Annotated in this window: 17 protein-coding genes; 11 read left to right on the top strand and 6 right to left on the bottom strand. The window is 54.8% G+C overall.

What is annotated here, in order from left to right; genetic code table 11:
- Window positions 1-8 precede the first annotated feature (8 nt).
- Window positions 9-518: an outer membrane protein OmpX gene (gene ompX / locus WH277_RS13055; protein WP_133841110.1), complete on the bottom strand. Its 510-nt coding sequence runs from the start codon at window positions 516-518 to the stop codon at window positions 9-11.
- Window positions 519-893: 375 nt separating this feature from the next.
- On the opposite strand from ompX, the gene rhtA reads away from it, so the two are divergent.
- From rhtA to glnQ, 5 genes are all read left to right on the top strand, one after another.
- Window positions 894-1787, top strand: coding sequence for a threonine/homoserine exporter RhtA (gene rhtA / locus WH277_RS13050; RefSeq protein WP_167864884.1), 894 nt, complete (start codon window positions 894-896; stop codon window positions 1785-1787).
- Window positions 1788-2155: 368 nt separating this feature from the next.
- Entirely contained in the window at window positions 2156-2659 is a 504-nt protein-coding gene (gene dps / locus WH277_RS13045; RefSeq protein WP_133842093.1) for a DNA starvation/stationary phase protection protein Dps, read from the top strand.
- 350 nt (window positions 2660-3009) lie between these two features.
- A complete protein-coding gene (gene glnH / locus WH277_RS13040) occupies window positions 3010-3756 on the top strand; it encodes a glutamine ABC transporter substrate-binding protein GlnH (RefSeq protein WP_200641077.1) in 747 nt (248 codons plus the stop codon).
- Between the two features lie 92 nt (window positions 3757-3848).
- A complete protein-coding gene (gene glnP / locus WH277_RS13035; protein ID WP_062746608.1) occupies window positions 3849-4508 on the top strand; it encodes a glutamine ABC transporter permease GlnP in 660 nt (219 codons plus the stop codon).
- Entirely contained in the window at window positions 4505-5227 is a 723-nt protein-coding gene (glnQ, locus tag WH277_RS13030; RefSeq protein ID WP_133841112.1) for a glutamine ABC transporter ATP-binding protein GlnQ, read from the top strand. Before glnP ends, glnQ begins: the two co-directional genes overlap by 4 nt.
- 193 nt (window positions 5228-5420) lie before the next feature.
- Here glnQ and rlmF read toward each other — a convergent pair whose 3' ends face one another.
- Both rlmF and WH277_RS13020 read right to left on the bottom strand, forming a co-directional pair.
- Window positions 5421-6350, bottom strand: coding sequence for a 23S rRNA (adenine(1618)-N(6))-methyltransferase RlmF (gene rlmF, locus WH277_RS13025; RefSeq protein ID WP_167864885.1), 930 nt, complete (start codon window positions 6348-6350; stop codon window positions 5421-5423).
- A 145-nt stretch (window positions 6351-6495) separates the two neighbouring features.
- Window positions 6496-7032, bottom strand: a complete 537-nt coding sequence (locus WH277_RS13020) for a hypothetical protein (RefSeq protein ID WP_133841114.1) — start codon at window positions 7030-7032, stop codon at window positions 6496-6498.
- A gap of 153 nt (window positions 7033-7185) precedes the next feature.
- Between WH277_RS13020 and WH277_RS13015 the strand changes: the two genes are divergently transcribed.
- Both WH277_RS13015 and WH277_RS13010 read left to right on the top strand, forming a co-directional pair.
- On the top strand, window positions 7186-7812 hold the full coding sequence (locus tag WH277_RS13015) for a flavin reductase family protein (RefSeq protein ID WP_339505770.1): 627 nt from the start codon (window positions 7186-7188) through the stop codon (window positions 7810-7812).
- 148 nt (window positions 7813-7960) lie between these two features.
- Window positions 7961-8482, top strand: a complete 522-nt coding sequence (locus WH277_RS13010; RefSeq protein ID WP_133841116.1) for a 5' nucleotidase, NT5C type — start codon at window positions 7961-7963, stop codon at window positions 8480-8482.
- Between the two features lie 79 nt (window positions 8483-8561).
- Here WH277_RS13010 and hutG read toward each other — a convergent pair whose 3' ends face one another.
- Both hutG and hutI read right to left on the bottom strand, forming a co-directional pair.
- On the bottom strand, window positions 8562-9353 hold the full coding sequence (hutG, locus tag WH277_RS13005) for an N-formylglutamate deformylase (RefSeq protein WP_339505769.1): 792 nt from the start codon (window positions 9351-9353) through the stop codon (window positions 8562-8564).
- Entirely contained in the window at window positions 9350-10567 is a 1218-nt protein-coding gene (gene hutI, locus WH277_RS13000) for an imidazolonepropionase (RefSeq protein ID WP_133841118.1), read from the bottom strand. The genes hutG and hutI overlap by 4 nt, the downstream gene beginning before the upstream one ends.
- An 81-nt stretch (window positions 10568-10648) precedes the next feature.
- Between hutI and WH277_RS12995 the strand changes: the two genes are divergently transcribed.
- Together WH277_RS12995 and WH277_RS12990 are read left to right on the top strand one after the other, a co-directional pair.
- Window positions 10649-12004: a formimidoylglutamate deiminase gene (locus WH277_RS12995; protein ID WP_339505768.1), complete on the top strand. Its 1356-nt coding sequence runs from the start codon at window positions 10649-10651 to the stop codon at window positions 12002-12004.
- A complete protein-coding gene (locus WH277_RS12990) occupies window positions 12001-12558 on the top strand; it encodes a HutD/Ves family protein (RefSeq protein WP_159338093.1) in 558 nt (185 codons plus the stop codon). Before WH277_RS12995 ends, WH277_RS12990 begins: the two co-directional genes overlap by 4 nt.
- Here WH277_RS12990 and hutC read toward each other — a convergent pair.
- The gene (gene hutC / locus WH277_RS12985) at window positions 12534-13280 is read right to left on the bottom strand and encodes a histidine utilization repressor (protein WP_133841121.1); all 747 of its coding nucleotides are present in this window, start codon (window positions 13278-13280) and stop codon (window positions 12534-12536) included. The two genes, WH277_RS12990 and hutC, sit on opposite strands and share 25 nt — an antisense overlap.
- Window positions 13281-13580: 300 nt before the next feature.
- On the opposite strand from hutC, the gene hutH reads away from it, so the two are divergent.
- A complete protein-coding gene (gene hutH / locus WH277_RS12980) occupies window positions 13581-15125 on the top strand; it encodes a histidine ammonia-lyase (protein WP_133841122.1) in 1545 nt (514 codons plus the stop codon).
- A gap of 24 nt (window positions 15126-15149) precedes the next feature.
- The gene (hutU, locus tag WH277_RS12975; protein ID WP_133841123.1) at window positions 15150-16835 is read left to right on the top strand and encodes a urocanate hydratase; all 1686 of its coding nucleotides are present in this window, start codon (window positions 15150-15152) and stop codon (window positions 16833-16835) included.
- Window positions 16836-16858: the final 23 nt, after the last annotated feature.

The raw sequence follows: 16858 nt of genomic DNA, 5'->3' as shown, positions 1-16858 counted from the left end.
TTAGCAACTTAGAAGCTGTAACCTACGCCAGCAGTCCAGGTGCCAACGTCAACGCTGCGGATACGGCTCTGCTCGTAACCCACGTCCAGAGCGATGTCCTGGATTGGGTTGAACTGCAGGCCAGCACCGTAGGAGAAGCCTACGTCGCTTGAATCATATTTTTCACGGTTTGGTTCGTTGTACTGGTATTTGCCGTAGCCGATACCCACAACACCGTAGATGCTTGCCCAATCGTTCAGACGGTAAGCTGGACCACCAGTGATGCCATAGTACTGGCCCTTGATGTAGTCGCCTGCATCGGTACGGTCTTTCTCAGTGTAAGTGAAAGAGCCAATCCAACCCAGTGCATCGCTGCCGTTCTCGTAGCGGTATTTCAGGTTGAAGCCGTTAGCTTTGTTAGCTACGCCCTGGTAATCACTCTGAGCGTAACCAGCGGAAACGGTGCTCTGCGCCATTGCTGAACCAGCAGATACTGCCAGTACGCAAGCTAATGCTGAAAGACATGCAATTTTTTTCATAACCACCTCAAATGTGAAAGTACTTCTCTCCTGACAACGCTGGAAATATAACAAAAATCAGCGAGAAACTCTGCCCTGATTTTGTTGTCTAACAGAATGTTTGGTGTAACAGAAAGTTAATGATGCTTTCTATGTCATTCTTTTTTCTTATGATTATTGCCATTTTCATTCTATTTTTATCGACTGTAAAAAAAGCTTCATTGAGATAAATCCTAATCAAATCTGACAGTTCTTTACTGAACTGGCCCTGTTTTCTGACAAAATTTCTGTTTTTTTCACTTATTTTTTTCCCTTCACTGGGTTTAACAGCGCCTTCCAGTACACTGTCACAGCGCGTTTATCTTCGAAACGGATCAATTAAGGCTGGAATACAGGATGTCTTCACACGTAAAAAATGCTGTCTGGTTACCCGTGCTGGTGCTGCTGATTGCCATGACGTCAATTCAGGGTGGTGCTGCGCTGGCCAAAACACTGTTTCCTACCGTCGGTGCACCAGGCATTACCGCCCTGCGTCTTGGCCTGGGTACGGTTATTCTCTGCGTGATCTTCAAACCCTGGCGGTTGCGTTTCAACCGTCAGCAGATCTTGCCACTGGTGATCTACGGTCTGGCGCTGGGCGGAATGAACTATTCCTTCTATTTATCGATACGCACTGTACCGCTGGGTATTGCCGTGGCACTGGAGTTTACCGGCCCACTGGTGCTGGCGCTCGCAGGATCACGACGCCCCCTGGATTTTCTCTGGGTCGGGCTGGCCGTACTGGGGCTGTTCTTCCTGCTGCCGATCGGGCATAGCATTGATAGCATAGACCCACTTGGTGCGATATATGCGCTGACCGCTGGCGCCCTATGGGCAGTGTATATTCTGGCGGGCAAACGTGCGGGTAGCCAGCACGGCCCGGCCACCGTCGCGGCAGGCTCCCTGATTGGCGCGTTGGTGTTTGTACCGCTGGGTCTGGCGTATGCCAACCCCGGGATCTGGACCTTATCACTGATCCCCATTGGCCTGGCGATTGCGGTGCTCTCCAGTGCTCTGCCCTACTCACTGGAAATGGTCGCACTGACACGTCTGCCTGCACGGACTTTTGGTACGTTAATGAGCCTGGAACCGGCAATGGCGGCTATCTCTGGCATGCTGTTCCTGGGTGAAGTACTGACGCTGGTACAGTGGCTGGCACTGCTGGCGATTATTACCGCCTCGGCGGGTTCAACCCTGACGATGCGCCCGGCAAAGCAGGACATTGACCCGGTGGGAGAATTAAGAGAATAAACGGCACCCTGCCTGCGGGAAATGTATCTCCCGCAGGTGATGACATCCTCCATGCTTAATTCCACAGCGCGAATTGTGACAAATTGGTTAATTACCTCATCAGAAACATCCAGTTATAATTTTAATAAAAATGAATCACTTAATGCAAAATTAAAAAAATTACCCTTTAAAAACATAAATATATAATAATAAAATAAACAAAAATCATTCGCATCATTATTTAACCTCACCCTTCTCTGTCTTTATTCTGTCAACAGGCCGGCACTATTCAATCAATAGGCACTAACTTTCCAACAAAATTAAAAACCAGTGCTATACTTAATCCCGTATTCAATTAGGACAACCTGACTATCAAGAGGATATTAATGATGAGTACCGCTAAACTGGTTAAAGCAAAATCTTCTGATCTGATTTACACCCGTAACGACGTGGCCGATGACGAGAAAAAAGCCACCATTGAGGTGCTTAATCGTCTGGTTATTGAATTTATCGATCTGTCGCTGATCACCAAGCAGGCGCACTGGAACATGCGCGGAGCAAACTTTATTGGCGTCCACGAGATGCTTGATGGCTTCCGCACTGCGATCACCGACCACCAGGACACCATTGCAGAACGCGTTGTGCAGCTGGGTGGCGTGGCACTGGGCACCACGCAGATCGTTGCCGACAAAACACCGTTGAAAAGCTACCCGCTGAATATTCACAGCGTGCAGGATCACCTGAAAGCGCTGGCCGATCGTTATGGCATCGTTGCTAATGACGTGCGTAAAGCCATCAGTGAAGTCTCGGATGAAGACTCTGCCGACATCTTCACCGCCGCATCACGCGATCTGGATAAATTCCTGTGGTTTATCGAATCTAACATCGAATAATCGCACTGACGATTCCGCTCAGCTCCTGGCAGATGGTGATCCATCTGCCTTTTTTTTGCCAAAATGTTGCTAAAGTAAGAACTCTGTGACATTAAATTAATCCCCCCCGACACTATCTGTTGTTTTTATCCCGTAATTTGCTAAAACTGCTGATGCACCACCATAGACACAGCGCACCATAATAGGGCACCAAAATTGTGCACCACCCTGAACCCTGTCAATGAGCTTAAGAAAAATCGCATTTAACTTGCTGTTTTTCATTGTTTTTGCAAAACTGGCACGATTCTTTCATAGGGCTGCGGGCATTTAATCGGGAAAGACCTTTCCCGAGAAGCGATAAGGATAAAATGATGAAGTCAATTTTTAAGGTTTCTCTTGCAGCGCTGACGCTGGCGTTTGCGATGTCTTCCACGGCTGCTGACAAAAAACTGGTTGTTGCTACCGATACCGCTTTCGTGCCTTTTGAATTCAAACAGGGTGATAAATATGTCGGTTTCGACATCGACCTGTGGGATGCGATTGCCAAACAACTGAACATGGAATACACCCTGAAGCCAATGGACTTCAGCGGCATCATTCCTGCGCTGCAAACCCGTAACGTTGACCTGGCTCTGGCCGGTATCACCATTACTGAAGAGCGCCAAAAAGCGATCGAGTTCTCTGACGGCTACTACAAAAGCGGCCTGTTAGTGATGGTAAAAGCGGGTAACGATGCCATTAAAGGCATCAATGACCTGAACGGTAAAGTGGTTGCAGTGAAGAGCGGCACCGGATCGGTTGACTACGCTAAACAGCACATCAAATTTAAAGATCTGCGTCAGTTCCCGAACATCGACAATGCCTATATGGAACTGGGTACCAACCGTGCTGACGCGGTGCTGCACGACACACCAAACATTCTTTACTTCATCCACACTGCAGGCAAAGGCCAGTTCAAAGCCGTAGGTGATTCAATTGAAGCCCAGCAGTACGGCATCGCCTTCCCGAAAGGCAGCGACGAACTGCGTGGGAAAGTGAACGGCGCACTGAAAACACTGCGTGAGAACGGCACCTACAATACGTTGTACAAAAAATGGTTCGGCAGCGAACCTAAATAATAAGAAAATATCGGTAACGCCTTAAATGCAGGAGCGTGTTGCTCCTGCGTTTTTTCCACATCAACACACTGTTTTAGATCCGGAGAATAAACATGCAGTTTGACTGGAGCGCCATCTGGCCTGCTATTCCAATCCTGCTTGAAGGTGCCAAAATGACCCTGTGGATTTCGGTCCTCGGTCTGCTTGGCGGTGTGATCATCGGTCTGGCCGCAGGTTTCGCCCGCGCCTACGGTGGCTGGCTTTCACGCAACATCGCGCTGGTTTTCATTGAACTGATCCGTGGCACTCCTATCGTGGTGCAGGTGATGTTTATCTATTTCGCACTGCCAATGGCACTGCCCGATTTCAGAATCGACCCGTTCACTGCAGCGGTGGTGACCATCATGATCAACTCAGGTGCCTACATCGCTGAGATTACGCGTGGTGCGGTGCTGTCGATTAACCGTGGCTTCCGTGAAGCCGGCCTGGCGCTGGGCCTCTCCAGCCGTGAAACGCTGCGCTACGTGATTATGCCGCTGGCACTGCGCCGTATGCTGCCACCGCTGGGTAACCAGTGGATCGTCAGCATCAAAGACACCTCACTGTTTATCGTGATTGGTGTGGCAGAACTGACCCGCCAGGGACAGGAAATTATTGCAGGTAACTTCCGCGCACTGGAAATCTGGAGCGCCGTTGCGGTTATCTATCTGATTATTACGCTGGTGCTGAGTTTCGTTCTGCGTCGCCTTGAGAGAAGGATGAAAATCCTGTGATTGAATTTAAAAATGTTTCCAAGCACTTCGGTGCTACTCAGGTCCTGCATGACATCGATCTGAAAATAAACCAGGGCGAAGTGGTGGTGATTATCGGCCCATCGGGTTCCGGTAAATCCACACTGCTGCGCTGCATCAACAAACTGGAAGAGATCACCAGCGGTGATTTGATTGTTGATGGCAAAAAGGTCAACGACCCGAAAGTGGACGATCGTCTGATCCGCCAGGAAGCGGGCATGGTATTCCAGCAGTTCCATCTGTTCCCACAGATGAGTGCGCTGGACAACGTTGCCTTCGGTCCTATCCGCGTACGCGGTGCGAAGAAAGCCGATGCTCAGCGTCTGGCGAAGGAACTGCTGGGTAAAGTCGGCCTGGCTGAACGTGCTAACCACTTCCCTTCCGAGCTGTCCGGTGGCCAGCAGCAGCGCGTGGCGATTGCCCGTGCGCTAGCCGTGAAGCCGAAAATGATGCTGTTCGATGAACCCACCTCTGCGCTTGACCCGGAACTGCGTCACGAAGTGTTAAAAGTAATGCAGGACCTGGCTGAAGAAGGCATGACCATGGTCATCGTGACCCACGAAGTGGGCTTTGCGCAGAAAGTGGCATCGCGCCTGATCTTTATCGATAAAGGCCGTATTGCGGAAGACGGTAACCCTGACGAGTTGATCTCCAACCCGCCAAGCGCCCGTCTGCGTGAGTTCTTACAGCACGTGTCGTAATCCCTTCAGGGGCGAACCTGCGTTCGCCCCTGCTTTTCGTCTTTGTCTCAAAACCTCTCCTTTCTCTTTCACACCGTCTTGACGGTCTATACTTTTCTGCCGATCGCCACTACAGGAGAAGAGGATTCGCGCACACGAACAGGGTGTTTGACGCCCGCTTAAACGAAACGGGCCGACTCACACAGCGGCAAGGTTAAAGATTAAGGTTGCGCGTTCTCTGCGGCTGTTCCATAAAACTCCACGCAATAAAGCGGCTCTGCTTCTGTCCCTGCGCCATTTCAACGGTACGCATGGCAGCAACATCCGCCTCTTCCAGCGTACGCCACAGCTCCGGCAGATGCTCTTTGCGTGATACCAGCGTGGTGAACCACACGCACTGACGGCCGAAGCTGGCGCTCTCTTCAATCATGCGCTTGATAAACGCCACTTCGCCGCCTTCACACCAGAGTTCGTCCTGCTGCCCGCCGAAGTTCAACGGAGAGTGGCGATCCAGCCCCAGGTTGCGCAGCTTGCGCTGGCTGCCCTGGTGGGCATCGGCTGCGGATGCGTGGAACGGTGGGTTACACAGTACGGCCTGATACAGCTCACTTTTGTGAATCACACCTTTAAAAATCGCGTTAGTGTCTTTCTGACGGCGCAGACGAACGGCACGGTTCAGGCCCGGATTCGCCGCGATAATCGCATTGGCGGAGGCCATCGCCTGCTCGTTGACTTCACTGCCGGTAAAGCGCCACTGGTATTCGCTGTGGCCAATCAACGGATAAATCAGGTTTGCACCGCAGCCGACGTCCAGCACGTTAATGTCACGCGGCACCACGCGGCGGTTATCTTCCGCCAACAGGTCAGCCAGATGATGAATATAATCGGCACGTCCCGGCACTGGCGGGCAAAGGAAACCTTCCGGGATATCCCAGTGAGCGATCTGATAAAAATGGCTCAGCAGGGCCTGATTCAGCGCCTTAACTGCATCGGGATTGCCGAAGTCCACGGACTCGCTGCCCCAGTTATTGACCGCGACAAAAGGTGCCAGGGAGGGATGGCTGGCAATCAGCGCGGCAAAATCGTAGCGACCGCGATGACGGTTACGGGGGTGAAGCACATTTTTTTCAACAGGGGTTTTCATCAGTCATTCTCTTATCAGCAGACGCGTAAGATACCTGCTGCGCTATTAATGGTAAACCACTGGCAGATAATTCACGCGTTGTGCCTGCGGGTGGGCAGCGCCTGCTGAGAGAAAAAGGGCCTGACGGCCCTGATTTTTGTGCTGACTATTTCGCCATCGCTTTCATCGCTTCGAGATCGGCTAATGACGTAAATTCGCAGCTTAGCAGTGTCTTACCCGGGATCCCCTGCGCTTCACGTGCCGTGATCGCCACGCGTCCCATCTCCGGTGAAGGCTGGTCGGCATCGGCTAATACGCGAATGTAGCTTTTGGTCGCCACGATCATCGGGTTTTTGGGCTCAGGCGTTAACTGATAAGTTTTCGCCAGCTCATCGGCTTTATTGCCTTCGACCAGCACGCCGTAGGTGGTACCTGCCAGCACAAAGGCTTTGGTGCTGTAACCATCTTTGACCACAGCTTCAGTCAGCGGGTAAACCGCCATTGCACCCACCAGCTGATATTTGGACACTTTTTCTGCTTCATTGTAGAGCGCGCTGGCAGCCTTGGTGGTGTAGGCTGGTTTGCATAATGCGGCATCAAAAAATGCGCTATTATCCGCCGCTGTAGCCGCTGTAGCCGAAAACAGTACCGCGGCAGCAATCAGAAGAGGGGTTGCAGTAAAACGCGAGGCATTTGAATACATGTAAAGCTCCTTAAAATTAAGTTCCTTAAAAAATATAAGGGCATATCTTCTTAGATAGCGCCCCTAATATATTGCATGTTTCAAATGATTTCCCAACTGAATGCATTTGACTTAAGTCTTTAATATTTATCTTTATTATTATAGGAGTTCCCTTTGCGTACGCGTCATTCGTATCAACCTAAACAAGGCCACGGCCTGCCGCACGATCCACTCAATGCGATCATTGGTCCGCGCCCGATTGGCTGGATCAGTTCACAGAATGTGGCCGGGCAGCGTAATCTCGCACCCTATAGCTTCTTTAACTGCTTTAATTACCGCCCTCCAGTGATTGGGTTCGCCAGCAGCGGCTGGAAAGACAGCGTGGCGAACATCGTTGAAACCGGAGAATTTGTCTGGAACCTGGCGACACGTTCGCTGGCCGTTCCAATGAATGAAAGCTCGGCCTCTCTTGCCCACGGCAAGGATGAGTTTGCTTATGCAGGGCTGACTGCCCTGCCCGCCAGCCTGGTGAACGTCAGTATGGTGGCCGAAAGCCCGGTCAATTTTGAGTGCCGACTCTCACAGTGCATTCAGTTGCAAACCGCCGATGGCGAGCAGATCCCGACCTGGCTGGTATTGGGCGAAGTGGTGGCGATCCATATTGATCAGGATCTGCTGGTTGACGGGATCTATCAGACGGCAAAAGCAGAACCGATCCTGCGTGCAGGCGGCCCCTCCGCCTATTACGGCATCAGTGAAGCGTTGAAGTTTGATATGGTCAGGCCGGATGCCCGGGGTTAAATACAAGTCGGGCATGCCCGGCAGGGGCAATGGAATAAACGTCAGATAGCAGACCATCCAGTGAGGCAGGCATGACAAACGCCGACATGCCGTCCGCAGGCTTTTTTGCTATGATGCGAATTCTAAAAACATTAGTCATGGAGTGATTATGAAACGCATCGCCATCGATATGGATGAAGTCATCGCTGATTTTCATACTAAGATATTAGCCACCTGGAACGCCCATTTTTCACAGCAGCTGATGCCGGATGAGCTGAACCTGTTTAATCTGCATCAGGACGATCAAGATAAACTGGTGGAAATCTTTGAGCTGGTCGGCGACCCCACCTTCTTTGCCGACCTGGGCGTGATCGCCGACAGTCAGCGGGTGATCGCCCGGCTGAGCGAGCATTACGAGATTTTTATTACCACCGCTGCGATGGAAGTGCCGACATCGTTCAACGCTAAATTCCAGTGGCTGAAACAACACTTCCCGGCCATCAAACCCAGCAATATCGTGTTCTGCGGCAACAAAAGCATTATCAATGCCGACTATATGATCGATGACAACGTGATTAACTTCGCGAATTTCTGCGGGGAAGGCATTCTCTATTCGGCGCCGCATAACCGCCATGTGACGGGCTACCGACGCGTGGAAAACTGGCAGGACATTGAAACCCTGTTGTTGTAAGACAGAAACGTTGTTGTAAGGCAGATAAATTGTTGTAAGGCAGATAAAATCAGGGCGCAACACCGTTGCGCCCGAAAGATCAACGCGATTTGCCGTAGTGCAGCAGCGTCTCGATCAGCTGCTTAAGCAGCGGCTGAAGCCTGCTGGCTTTATCTTCTCTCCAGCCAAAGGGCGGCTGCTCATCCATATAATGACACTGCGCCAGTTCCAGCTGCACCGCATGCTGGTTCTCCTGCGGTTTACCGTAAGCGCGGGTAATATAGCCGCCTTTAAAGCGCCCATTCAGCACCCAGCTAAATTGAGACTGGGCATCACAGCAGGCCGTGAGCTGTTGCGCCAGTTCCGGGTGGCAACTGGCACCATCGTTAGTTCCCAGATTCAAATCCGGTAATTTGCCATCAAATAAACGTGGGATCACTGACGCTATCGAATGGGCGTCAAATAACAGTGCATAACCAAATTGATGCCTGATCCGCGCCAGCTCCTGCTCGATTTTGTCATGATATGGCTGCCAGATATGCTGCAGATAACCTTCACGCTGTGCCGGTGTCGGTGTTTTTCCCGGGGCAAACGTTGGAGAGCCGTCAAACAGGGTTTCCGGATAAAGCCCGGTGGTCGCCGTGCTGTACAGTGCCTGGTTATCCGGCGGACGATTGAGGTCGATAACAAAGCGTGAATAGTTGCCCACCAGCACGCTGATGCCCATTGCCCGGGCAAAGTCGTACAGTTGAGGGATATGCCAGTCGGTATCGGGCAACCCGCGTGCGGCATCACTTAAGCCGGATTCCACTTCAGGCGTGAGCTGCGTGCCCGCATGGGGAATACTGAGCAGCAGCGGAAGCGTACCGGCGCTGAATTGATAAGCGTTCATCGTTCTTCTCCACGAAAGATGACCCGGCAGGGTAACTGCCCGCCAAGCCAGTAAACCAGTTCAGCCGGGCGCGCCAGCGGCCAGTGGACGAAATCGGCCAACTTACCCACCTCCAGCGAACCCAGTCGATCGGCCAGACCCAGTGCACGCGCACCGTTCAGCGTCACTCCTGCCAGCGCCTCTTCCGGCGTCATACCAAACAGCGTGCAGCCCATATTCAGCATCAGACGCAGTGACAAAGCCGGGGACGTTCCCGGGTTGGCGTCGCTGGCCAGCGCCATCGGCACCTGATAACGGCGGAACAACTCAACCGGCGGGCGCTGTGTTTCACGCAACAAATAGAAAGCACCGGGCAGCAGTACGGCAACGGTGCCATGTTGCGCCATCGCAGCAACGTCAGTTTCAGTGGCATATTCCACATGGTCCGCCGACAGCGCATTAAATTCTGCCGCAAGCGCACTGCCACCCAGCGGTGACAGCTGTTCTGCGTGCAGCTTCACTGGCAATCCGAGCCGCTGCGCCGCGGTAAAGACCCGCCGTACCTGATCGGGGGAAAAGGCCAGGTGCTCGCAGAAGGCATCCACCGCATCGGCCAGACCTTCTGCCGCCACCTGAGGCAACAGCTGATCACAAATGACATCAACCCAGGCATCGGGCTGCTGCTGATACTCCGGCGGCACCGCATGTGCCGCCAGGCAGGTTGCCTGGATCTGTGCAGGTACCTGCTGCGCCAGTTGACGAATGGCCTGCAGCATCCGCAGCTCGCTGGCAATTTCCAGCCCGTAACCGGATTTAATCTCAACGGTGGTGACACCCTCGGCCAGCAAATGATCGAGGCGCTTGCGGGCACTGGCCACTAACTGCGCCTGGGAAGCGCTGCGGGTTGCGCGCACGGTAGACAAAATGCCCCCGCCCTGGGCCGCAATCTCGCTGTAACTGACCCCGTTCAGACGTTGTTCAAACTCATGGCTGCGATCGCCCCCAAACACCAGATGCGTATGACAGTCCACCAGACCGGGCGTGATGATCCCCCCGCCGAGATCGGTGCGCTGACTGGCCGCAATATGCGCACTGTGTGTATAAGGCCCCAGCCAGACAATCTCTTCCCCGCTGACGGCAATGGCGCCTTGCTCAATGATGCTGTAACGCCCATCCTGCATGGTGACAATATCGGCCCCATACCAAAGATGGTCGCAGCTGAGTTGCTGGTTCATCCGCTCTCCCATGTTATGCACTTTACTGTTGAATCATAAGTATGTATATGTATATACAACCTCATTGCACAGGAAGCAACCATGACACGCTTTTTTGCGCCCCGCGCCCTGCTGGCCGATGGCTGGCAACGCAACGTCCTGATCGATGTCGACGCACAAGGCATGATCACCGCCACCGCTGCCAACAGCACGCCTGAGGGAGCACAGCGTCTTAATGGCGTCGTGCTGCCTGCGATGGCCAACCTGCATTCACACGCTTTCCAGCGGGCGATGGCCGGGCTGGCTGAAGTAGCGGGTGACCCGCAGGACAGCTTCTGGACCTGGCGCGACCTGATGTATCGCATGGTGCAGCGTCTGTCGCCGCAGCAGGTCGGTGCCATCGCCACACATCTGTATGTTGATATGCTGAAAGGCGGCTATACCCAGGTGGCCGAGTTCCACTATCTGCACCATCAGCCCGATGGCCAGCCCTATCCTGACGATGCGATGCTGCACCAGTTGATGCACGCCGCCGACCGCAGCGGCATTGGTCAGACGCTGTTACCCGTGTTGTACAGTTATGCCGGATTTGGCAGCCAGCCCGCACAGCCGGGGCAGAAACGGTTTATTCAGGATACCAACACCTATCTGGCTCAGCAGCAGCGCCTGCACCAGCTGATTGCCGGGCGGCCGTTGTACAACCAGGGGCTGTGCTTCCATTCTCTGCGTGCGGTGAACGAACAGCAGATGCGCGAGGTGTTGGAAAGCAGTCCCGCCGATCTTCCGGTACATATTCATATCGCGGAGCAGGAAAAAGAAGTCAACGACTCGCTGGCCTGGAGCGGTGAACGCCCGGTGAGCTGGCTGCTGGATCGCTTTGCCGTGGATTCACGCTGGTGTCTGATTCACGCCACGCATCTGGACGAACAGGAGATCCGCCGCCTTGCCGCCAGCCAGGCCGTTGCCGGTCTGTGCCCGACCACCGAGGCTAATCTGGGGGACGGGATTTTCCCGGCCACCGACTACGTGGCTCAGGGCGGTCGCTGGGGGATTGGCTCTGACAGCCATGTTTCGCTGGATGTGGTGGAAGAGTTGCGCTGGCTGGAATATGCCCAGCGACTGCGCGACCGCCGCCGCAACCGTATTGTGACCGCACAGGAACCGTCAGTGGGTGACGTGCTGTATCAGCAAGCGCTGGCAGGTGGTGCTCAGGCATGCGGCGTGAAGATCGGCAGCCTGCAACCCGGCTACCGCGCTGACTGGCTGGTGCTGGCCGGGGATGCCCTGCTGGACAGCACCCCGGATACCTCACTGCTGAACCGCTGGCTGTTTGCCGGCCACCGTAGCCAGATTCAGGATGTGTTTGTCGCCGGACAGCAGCGCATCCGTGACGGACAGCATGCACAACAGACCGCAATTAATGCCGATCTGCGTGATGCCCTGGAGGCATTACAGTGATCCATCTGTATGAGAGCAACCGCCTGCCCGCCACCCGCTGGCGTAATGGCGGTGGTGAAACGCGGGAAATTGTCAGCTATCCACCCGGTGCAGCGGATTTTGACTGGCGCATTAGCATTGCCACCATTGCCGCTGACGGTGATTTTTCACTGTTCCCCGGTATCGATCGCATTATTACGCTGCTCAGCGGGGATGTGGCGCTCTATCGTCATGACCAGCTTTATCAGCCGTTGAGCCTGCATCAGCCGTTCGCCTTTCGTGGCGAAGAAGCCATCAGCGCCCGGCTCTCCGGCAAAATCAGTACAGACTTTAATATCATGGCACGGCGCAGTGCTTTTCTGCCGGAGGCGGGGATTGCCACCACGCGCTTTGCACCTGCAGCGATTGAGGCGGGCGTGGTGTATGTGATTTCAGGTCAGTGGCAGCATCAGCAAACGCTGCTAAAAGCAGGCCAGGGCGCATGGTGGGAGAACAATGCCGGGGCGTTTATCCCGGTGTCAGAAGATGCGCAGTTGCTCTGGGGCACACTTCACTTAAAACGTCCGAATAACTGATAGCGTGAACCAGGATAGAGCAGGCGCGCGTAAGTCACAATCTTGCCCTCGCTCCAGGTCTGGCGGCGGATCAACAGGCAGGGTTCCGTAGCCTCGATTGCCAGATGACGGCACTGCTGTGCATCCGGCAATACCGCTTCCACAATATGCTCACCTGCTGTCAGCGGTGCCACATGCATCAGATAGGTATAAGGCGTCTGATGCTCATAGTCCTGTTGCAGATAATCCGGTGCCATTTGCGGATTCACCAGGCGATCTTCCAGCTGTACGGGTTGCTCGTTTTCGTAATGCACCATCAGCGAGTGGAACAGTGACTGACCGGTGGTTAATCCCAGCACAGCCGCTTGTTCCGGGTCGGCTTTACATTCGCGCAGCGTGAGGATTTTGCTGCTGTGCCGATGACCACGCTGGGCGATCTCTTCTGCGATATTGTGCACTTCCAGCATTGCCGTATAGCCCTTCACTTCGGCCACAAAGGTGCCCACCCCCTGCATACGGATCAGATACCCTTCGCTGGTGAGTTCGCGCAGCGCGCGGTTGATGGTCATACGGCTGACGCCGAGTTCATTGACCAGCTCGCTTTCTGACGGCACGCGCTGGTTGGCTTTCCACACCCCTTCACGGATCTGGCTGATAATCGCCTGCTTAACACGCAGGTAAATCGGAGCAGGCTGATCGCTCATGGCTGCGGAGAGTTGTGAAATGGCAGTCTGCACGACCATAGCGGATTCCTTAATTATCTGATAACGGAAGTTTACGGGCTAAAACCTGATATGTATAGACATCCGGACCGCACCTGAATAAAGCATGATGCCCTGATGCAGTGCAAACCCGAAAGCCTGCTGTGCGCGGGCTGCTGGAAAAATCCCCGGTTAAACACACATTTTCTCCGAAATCGTTTTTGTGACGCAGCTGGCACAACTCTTGCTGGTTGTATAGACAAGACTATACACATGTGTTTCACTCATTAACGTCTTCCTAACAAAACACAGCAACCTTAGTTGTCTATACAGGAGTATACCATGTCACTGACTACGCATCATTGCCTGCTGACGCCGGGCAAGGTGGACCTGGCCACCCTCAAAAGGATCTATCGCGGGGGTGTCACACTGGCGCTGGACGAAACGTCACGCAGCCGTATTCAGCAGGCGAGTGCCACGGTGGCCGCGATCGTCAAAGAAGGCAAAGTGACCTACGGCATCAACACCGGTTTTGGCAAACTGGCACAAACCACCATTCCAACGGAACGCCTGGCCGAGCTGCAACGTAACCTTGTTCTGTCACACAGCGTCGGGCTGGGTGATCTGCTGCCAGATGATGTTGTACGCGTGATTATGGCGACCAAAGTCATCAGTCTCGCGCGCGGTCATTCGGGAATACGTATTGAACTTGTCGACGCACTGCTCGCCCTGTTTAACGCAGGCATCATGCCGTGCATCCCGGAAAAAGGCTCCGTTGGCGCCTCCGGCGATTTGGCCCCGCTGGCACATCTGTCGCTGATGCTGCTGGGTGAAGGTGACGTCCGCGTACAGGGCAAACTGATACCTGCCACTGAAGGGCTGGCGATCGCCGGGCTGAAGCCCTTTGTGCTGGGACCCAAAGAGGGCCTGGCGCTACTCAACGGTACCCAGGTGTCGACGGCGCTGGCACTGCGCGGCCTGTTCGAGGGGGAGAATGTGTTTGCCGCCGGGTTGGTGGCGGGCGCTCTGTCGCTGGAAGCGATTAAAGGCTCGATCAAACCTTTCGATCACCGTATTCATGAAGCGCGTGGTCAGCAGGGACAGATTGACGTGGCCGCGGCGGTGTCAGCGCTTCTGGAAGGCAGTGAAATCCTCACTTCGCATGCCAACTGTGGCCGCGTGCAGGACCCCTACTCCATTCGCTGTGTCCCACAGGTGATGGGCGCCTGCCTCGATAACCTCAATCATGCGGCGAAAGTGTTACAGATTGAAGCTAATGCCGCCTCCGATAACCCGCTGGTGTTTACCGACACCGGCGAAGTGATTTCCGGCGGTAACTTCCACGCCGAGCCGGTGGCGTTTGCCGCCGATATCATCGCACTGGCCGTTGCCGAAATCGGTGCCATCTCTGAGCGTCGCCTGGCGCTGCTGCTGGATACCGGCCTTTCCGGTCTGCCGCCGTTCCTGGTGAACGATGGCGGGGTGAACTCCGGCTTTATGATCGCTCAGGTGACCGCCGCTGCGCTGGCCTCTGAAAACAAATCGCTGGCCCATCCGGGCAGCGTCGACAGCCTGCCCACCTCCGCAAACCAGGAAGATCACGTTTCCATGGCAACCTACGCCGCCCGTCGTCTGGGCGCGATGTGTTTTAACACCGCTGCCGTGGTCGGCATCGAAGCGATGGCCGCTGCGCAGGGTATTGATTTTATCCGCCCGCTGCACAGCTCCCCTCAGCTGGAAAACGTGCTCGCCGCCATCCGCGAACGCGTGCCTTACCTGGAAAAAGACCGCCTGATGGCACCGGATATCGAGCAGATGCGTCTGTGGGCTGGCGCGGATCGCTGGCCGGATATGATCGCCGCCCTGCAACCCTCACGCGCGCGCTAAGCCCATATTGAGAAGGAATACACCATGACTGAATCTGTAAAAAATGCCGTCGCCCGTACCATACGCGCCCCGCACGGCAGTGAACTGCACTGTGCTAACTGGCTGATTGAAGCTGCTTATCGCATGATCCAGAACAACCTTGACCCGGATGTTGCTGAGCGCCCGGAAGACCTGGTGGTTTATGGCGGCATTGGCAAAGCAGCACGGAACTGGGAGTGCTTTGAGCAGATCCTGCGATCGCTGAAAGCGCTGAAACCGGAAGAGACGCTGCTGGTGCAGTCCGGCAAACCGGTGGGCGTATTCCGCACCCATGCCGATGCGCCACGCGTGCTGATTGCCAACTCTAACCTTGTGCCGCACTGGGCCACCTGGGACCACTTCCATGAGCTGGATAAAGCCGGGCTGATGATGTACGGCCAGATGACTGCCGGCTCCTGGATCTACATCGGTGCGCAGGGCATTGTGCAGGGGACGTTTGAAACCTTCGTGGAGGCCGGGCGCCAGCATTATCAGGGCGATCTTGCCGGTAAATGGATCCTGACCGCCGGGCTAGGCGGGATGGGCGGCGCACAGCCTCTGGCGGGCGTGCTGGCCGGTGCCTCCGTGCTGGCGATAGAGTGCCAGGAGTCCCGTATTGATTTCCGTCTGCGCACCCGTTATCTGGATTACAAAGCCTTTAGCATCAATGAAGCCCTGGAAATTATCGACCGGGCAAACAAAGAGAAACGCGCGATTTCTGTCGGCCTGCTGGGTAACGCGGCCGAAATCCTGCCAGAGCTGGTGAAACGTGCGAAAGCCGGCGGCATGAAGCCGGATATCGTCACCGATCAGACCTCTGCCCACGACCCGATCAACGGCTACCTGCCTGCGGGCTGGGATCTGGCGCGTTGGGAATCCACCCGCAAGACCGATGCAAAAGCCGTAGAAAAAGCCGCCCGTGCCTCAATGGCAGTCCATGTTCAGGCGATGCTCGACTTCTGCCATATGGGCATTCCGACGGTGGATTACGGCAATAATATTCGACAGGTTGCCCTGGACGAAGGGGTGAAAAATGCCTTTGATTTCCCAGGCTTTGTTCCTGCTTATATTCGCCCCCTGTTCTGTGAAGGCAAAGGTCCCTTCCGCTGGGTCGCCCTGTCCGGTGACCCGGAAGATATCTACAAGACAGATGCCAAACTGAAAGAGCTGTTCCCGGATCACAGCAACCTGCATCGCTGGCTGGATATGGCGCAGGAGCGCATCGCTTTCCAGGGTCTGCCTGCCCGCATCTGCTGGCTGGGGTTGGGTGAGCGTCATCTTGCCGGGCTGGCCTTCAACGAAATGGTGCGCAACGGTGAGCTAAAAGCACCGGTGGTTATCGGTCGTGACCACCTTGACTGCGGTTCGGTGGCTTCCCCTAACCGTGAAACCGAAGCGATGATGGATGGATCGGATGCCGTGTCGGACTGGCCGCTGCTGAACGCTCTGCTGAACACCGCTGGCGGGGCCACCTGGGTCAGTCTGCATCATGGCGGTGGCGTCGGGATGGGCTTCTCACAGCATGCTGGCGTGGTGATTGTTGCAGACGGCACCCCGGAAGCTGATGTGCGCCTCGGGCGCGTACTGTGGAACGACCCGGCTACCGGCGTGATGCGCCATGCGGATGCGGGTTACGAAACAGCCAAAGCCTGTGCCCGCAAGCACGAGCTAAATCTTCCCATGATCAAATAACCCCACACGGGCCTGCTCTCAGG

Origin of the sequence: Erwinia sp. MYb416, assembly GCF_037479575.1 — a bacterium.
In the GTDB taxonomy this organism is placed as follows: Bacteria; Pseudomonadota; Gammaproteobacteria; order Enterobacterales; family Enterobacteriaceae; genus Erwinia; species Erwinia rhapontici.
Note: the sequence above shows the minus strand (reverse complement) of the source record. Positions and strands in the feature narration are given on the sequence as shown.

Coding starts and splice junctions, on each gene's coding strand:
- WH277_RS13020 (WP_133841114.1), bottom strand. CDS start 7,032: ATGTATTCAAATGCCTCGCGTTTTACTGCAACCCCTCTTCTGATTGCT.
- hutG (WP_339505769.1), bottom strand. CDS start 9,353: ATGAACGCTTATCAATTCAGCGCCGGTACGCTTCCGCTGCTGCTCAGT.
- rhtA (WP_167864884.1), top strand. CDS start 894: ATGTCTTCACACGTAAAAAATGCTGTCTGGTTACCCGTGCTGGTGCTG.
- hutU (WP_133841123.1), top strand. CDS start 15,150: ATGACTGAATCTGTAAAAAATGCCGTCGCCCGTACCATACGCGCCCCG.
- WH277_RS13010 (WP_133841116.1), top strand. CDS start 7,961: ATGAAACGCATCGCCATCGATATGGATGAAGTCATCGCTGATTTTCAT.
- hutH (WP_133841122.1), top strand. CDS start 13,581: ATGTCACTGACTACGCATCATTGCCTGCTGACGCCGGGCAAGGTGGAC.
- glnP (WP_062746608.1), top strand. CDS start 3,849: ATGCAGTTTGACTGGAGCGCCATCTGGCCTGCTATTCCAATCCTGCTT.
- ompX (WP_133841110.1), bottom strand. CDS start 518: ATGAAAAAAATTGCATGTCTTTCAGCATTAGCTTGCGTACTGGCAGTA.
- rlmF (WP_167864885.1), bottom strand. CDS start 6,350: ATGAAAACCCCTGTTGAAAAAAATGTGCTTCACCCCCGTAACCGTCAT.
- dps (WP_133842093.1), top strand. CDS start 2,156: ATGAGTACCGCTAAACTGGTTAAAGCAAAATCTTCTGATCTGATTTAC.
- hutC (WP_133841121.1), bottom strand. CDS start 13,280: ATGGTCGTGCAGACTGCCATTTCACAACTCTCCGCAGCCATGAGCGAT.
- WH277_RS12995 (WP_339505768.1), top strand. CDS start 10,649: ATGACACGCTTTTTTGCGCCCCGCGCCCTGCTGGCCGATGGCTGGCAA.
- hutI (WP_133841118.1), bottom strand. CDS start 10,567: ATGAACCAGCAACTCAGCTGCGACCATCTTTGGTATGGGGCCGATATT.
- glnH (WP_200641077.1), top strand. CDS start 3,010: ATGAAGTCAATTTTTAAGGTTTCTCTTGCAGCGCTGACGCTGGCGTTT.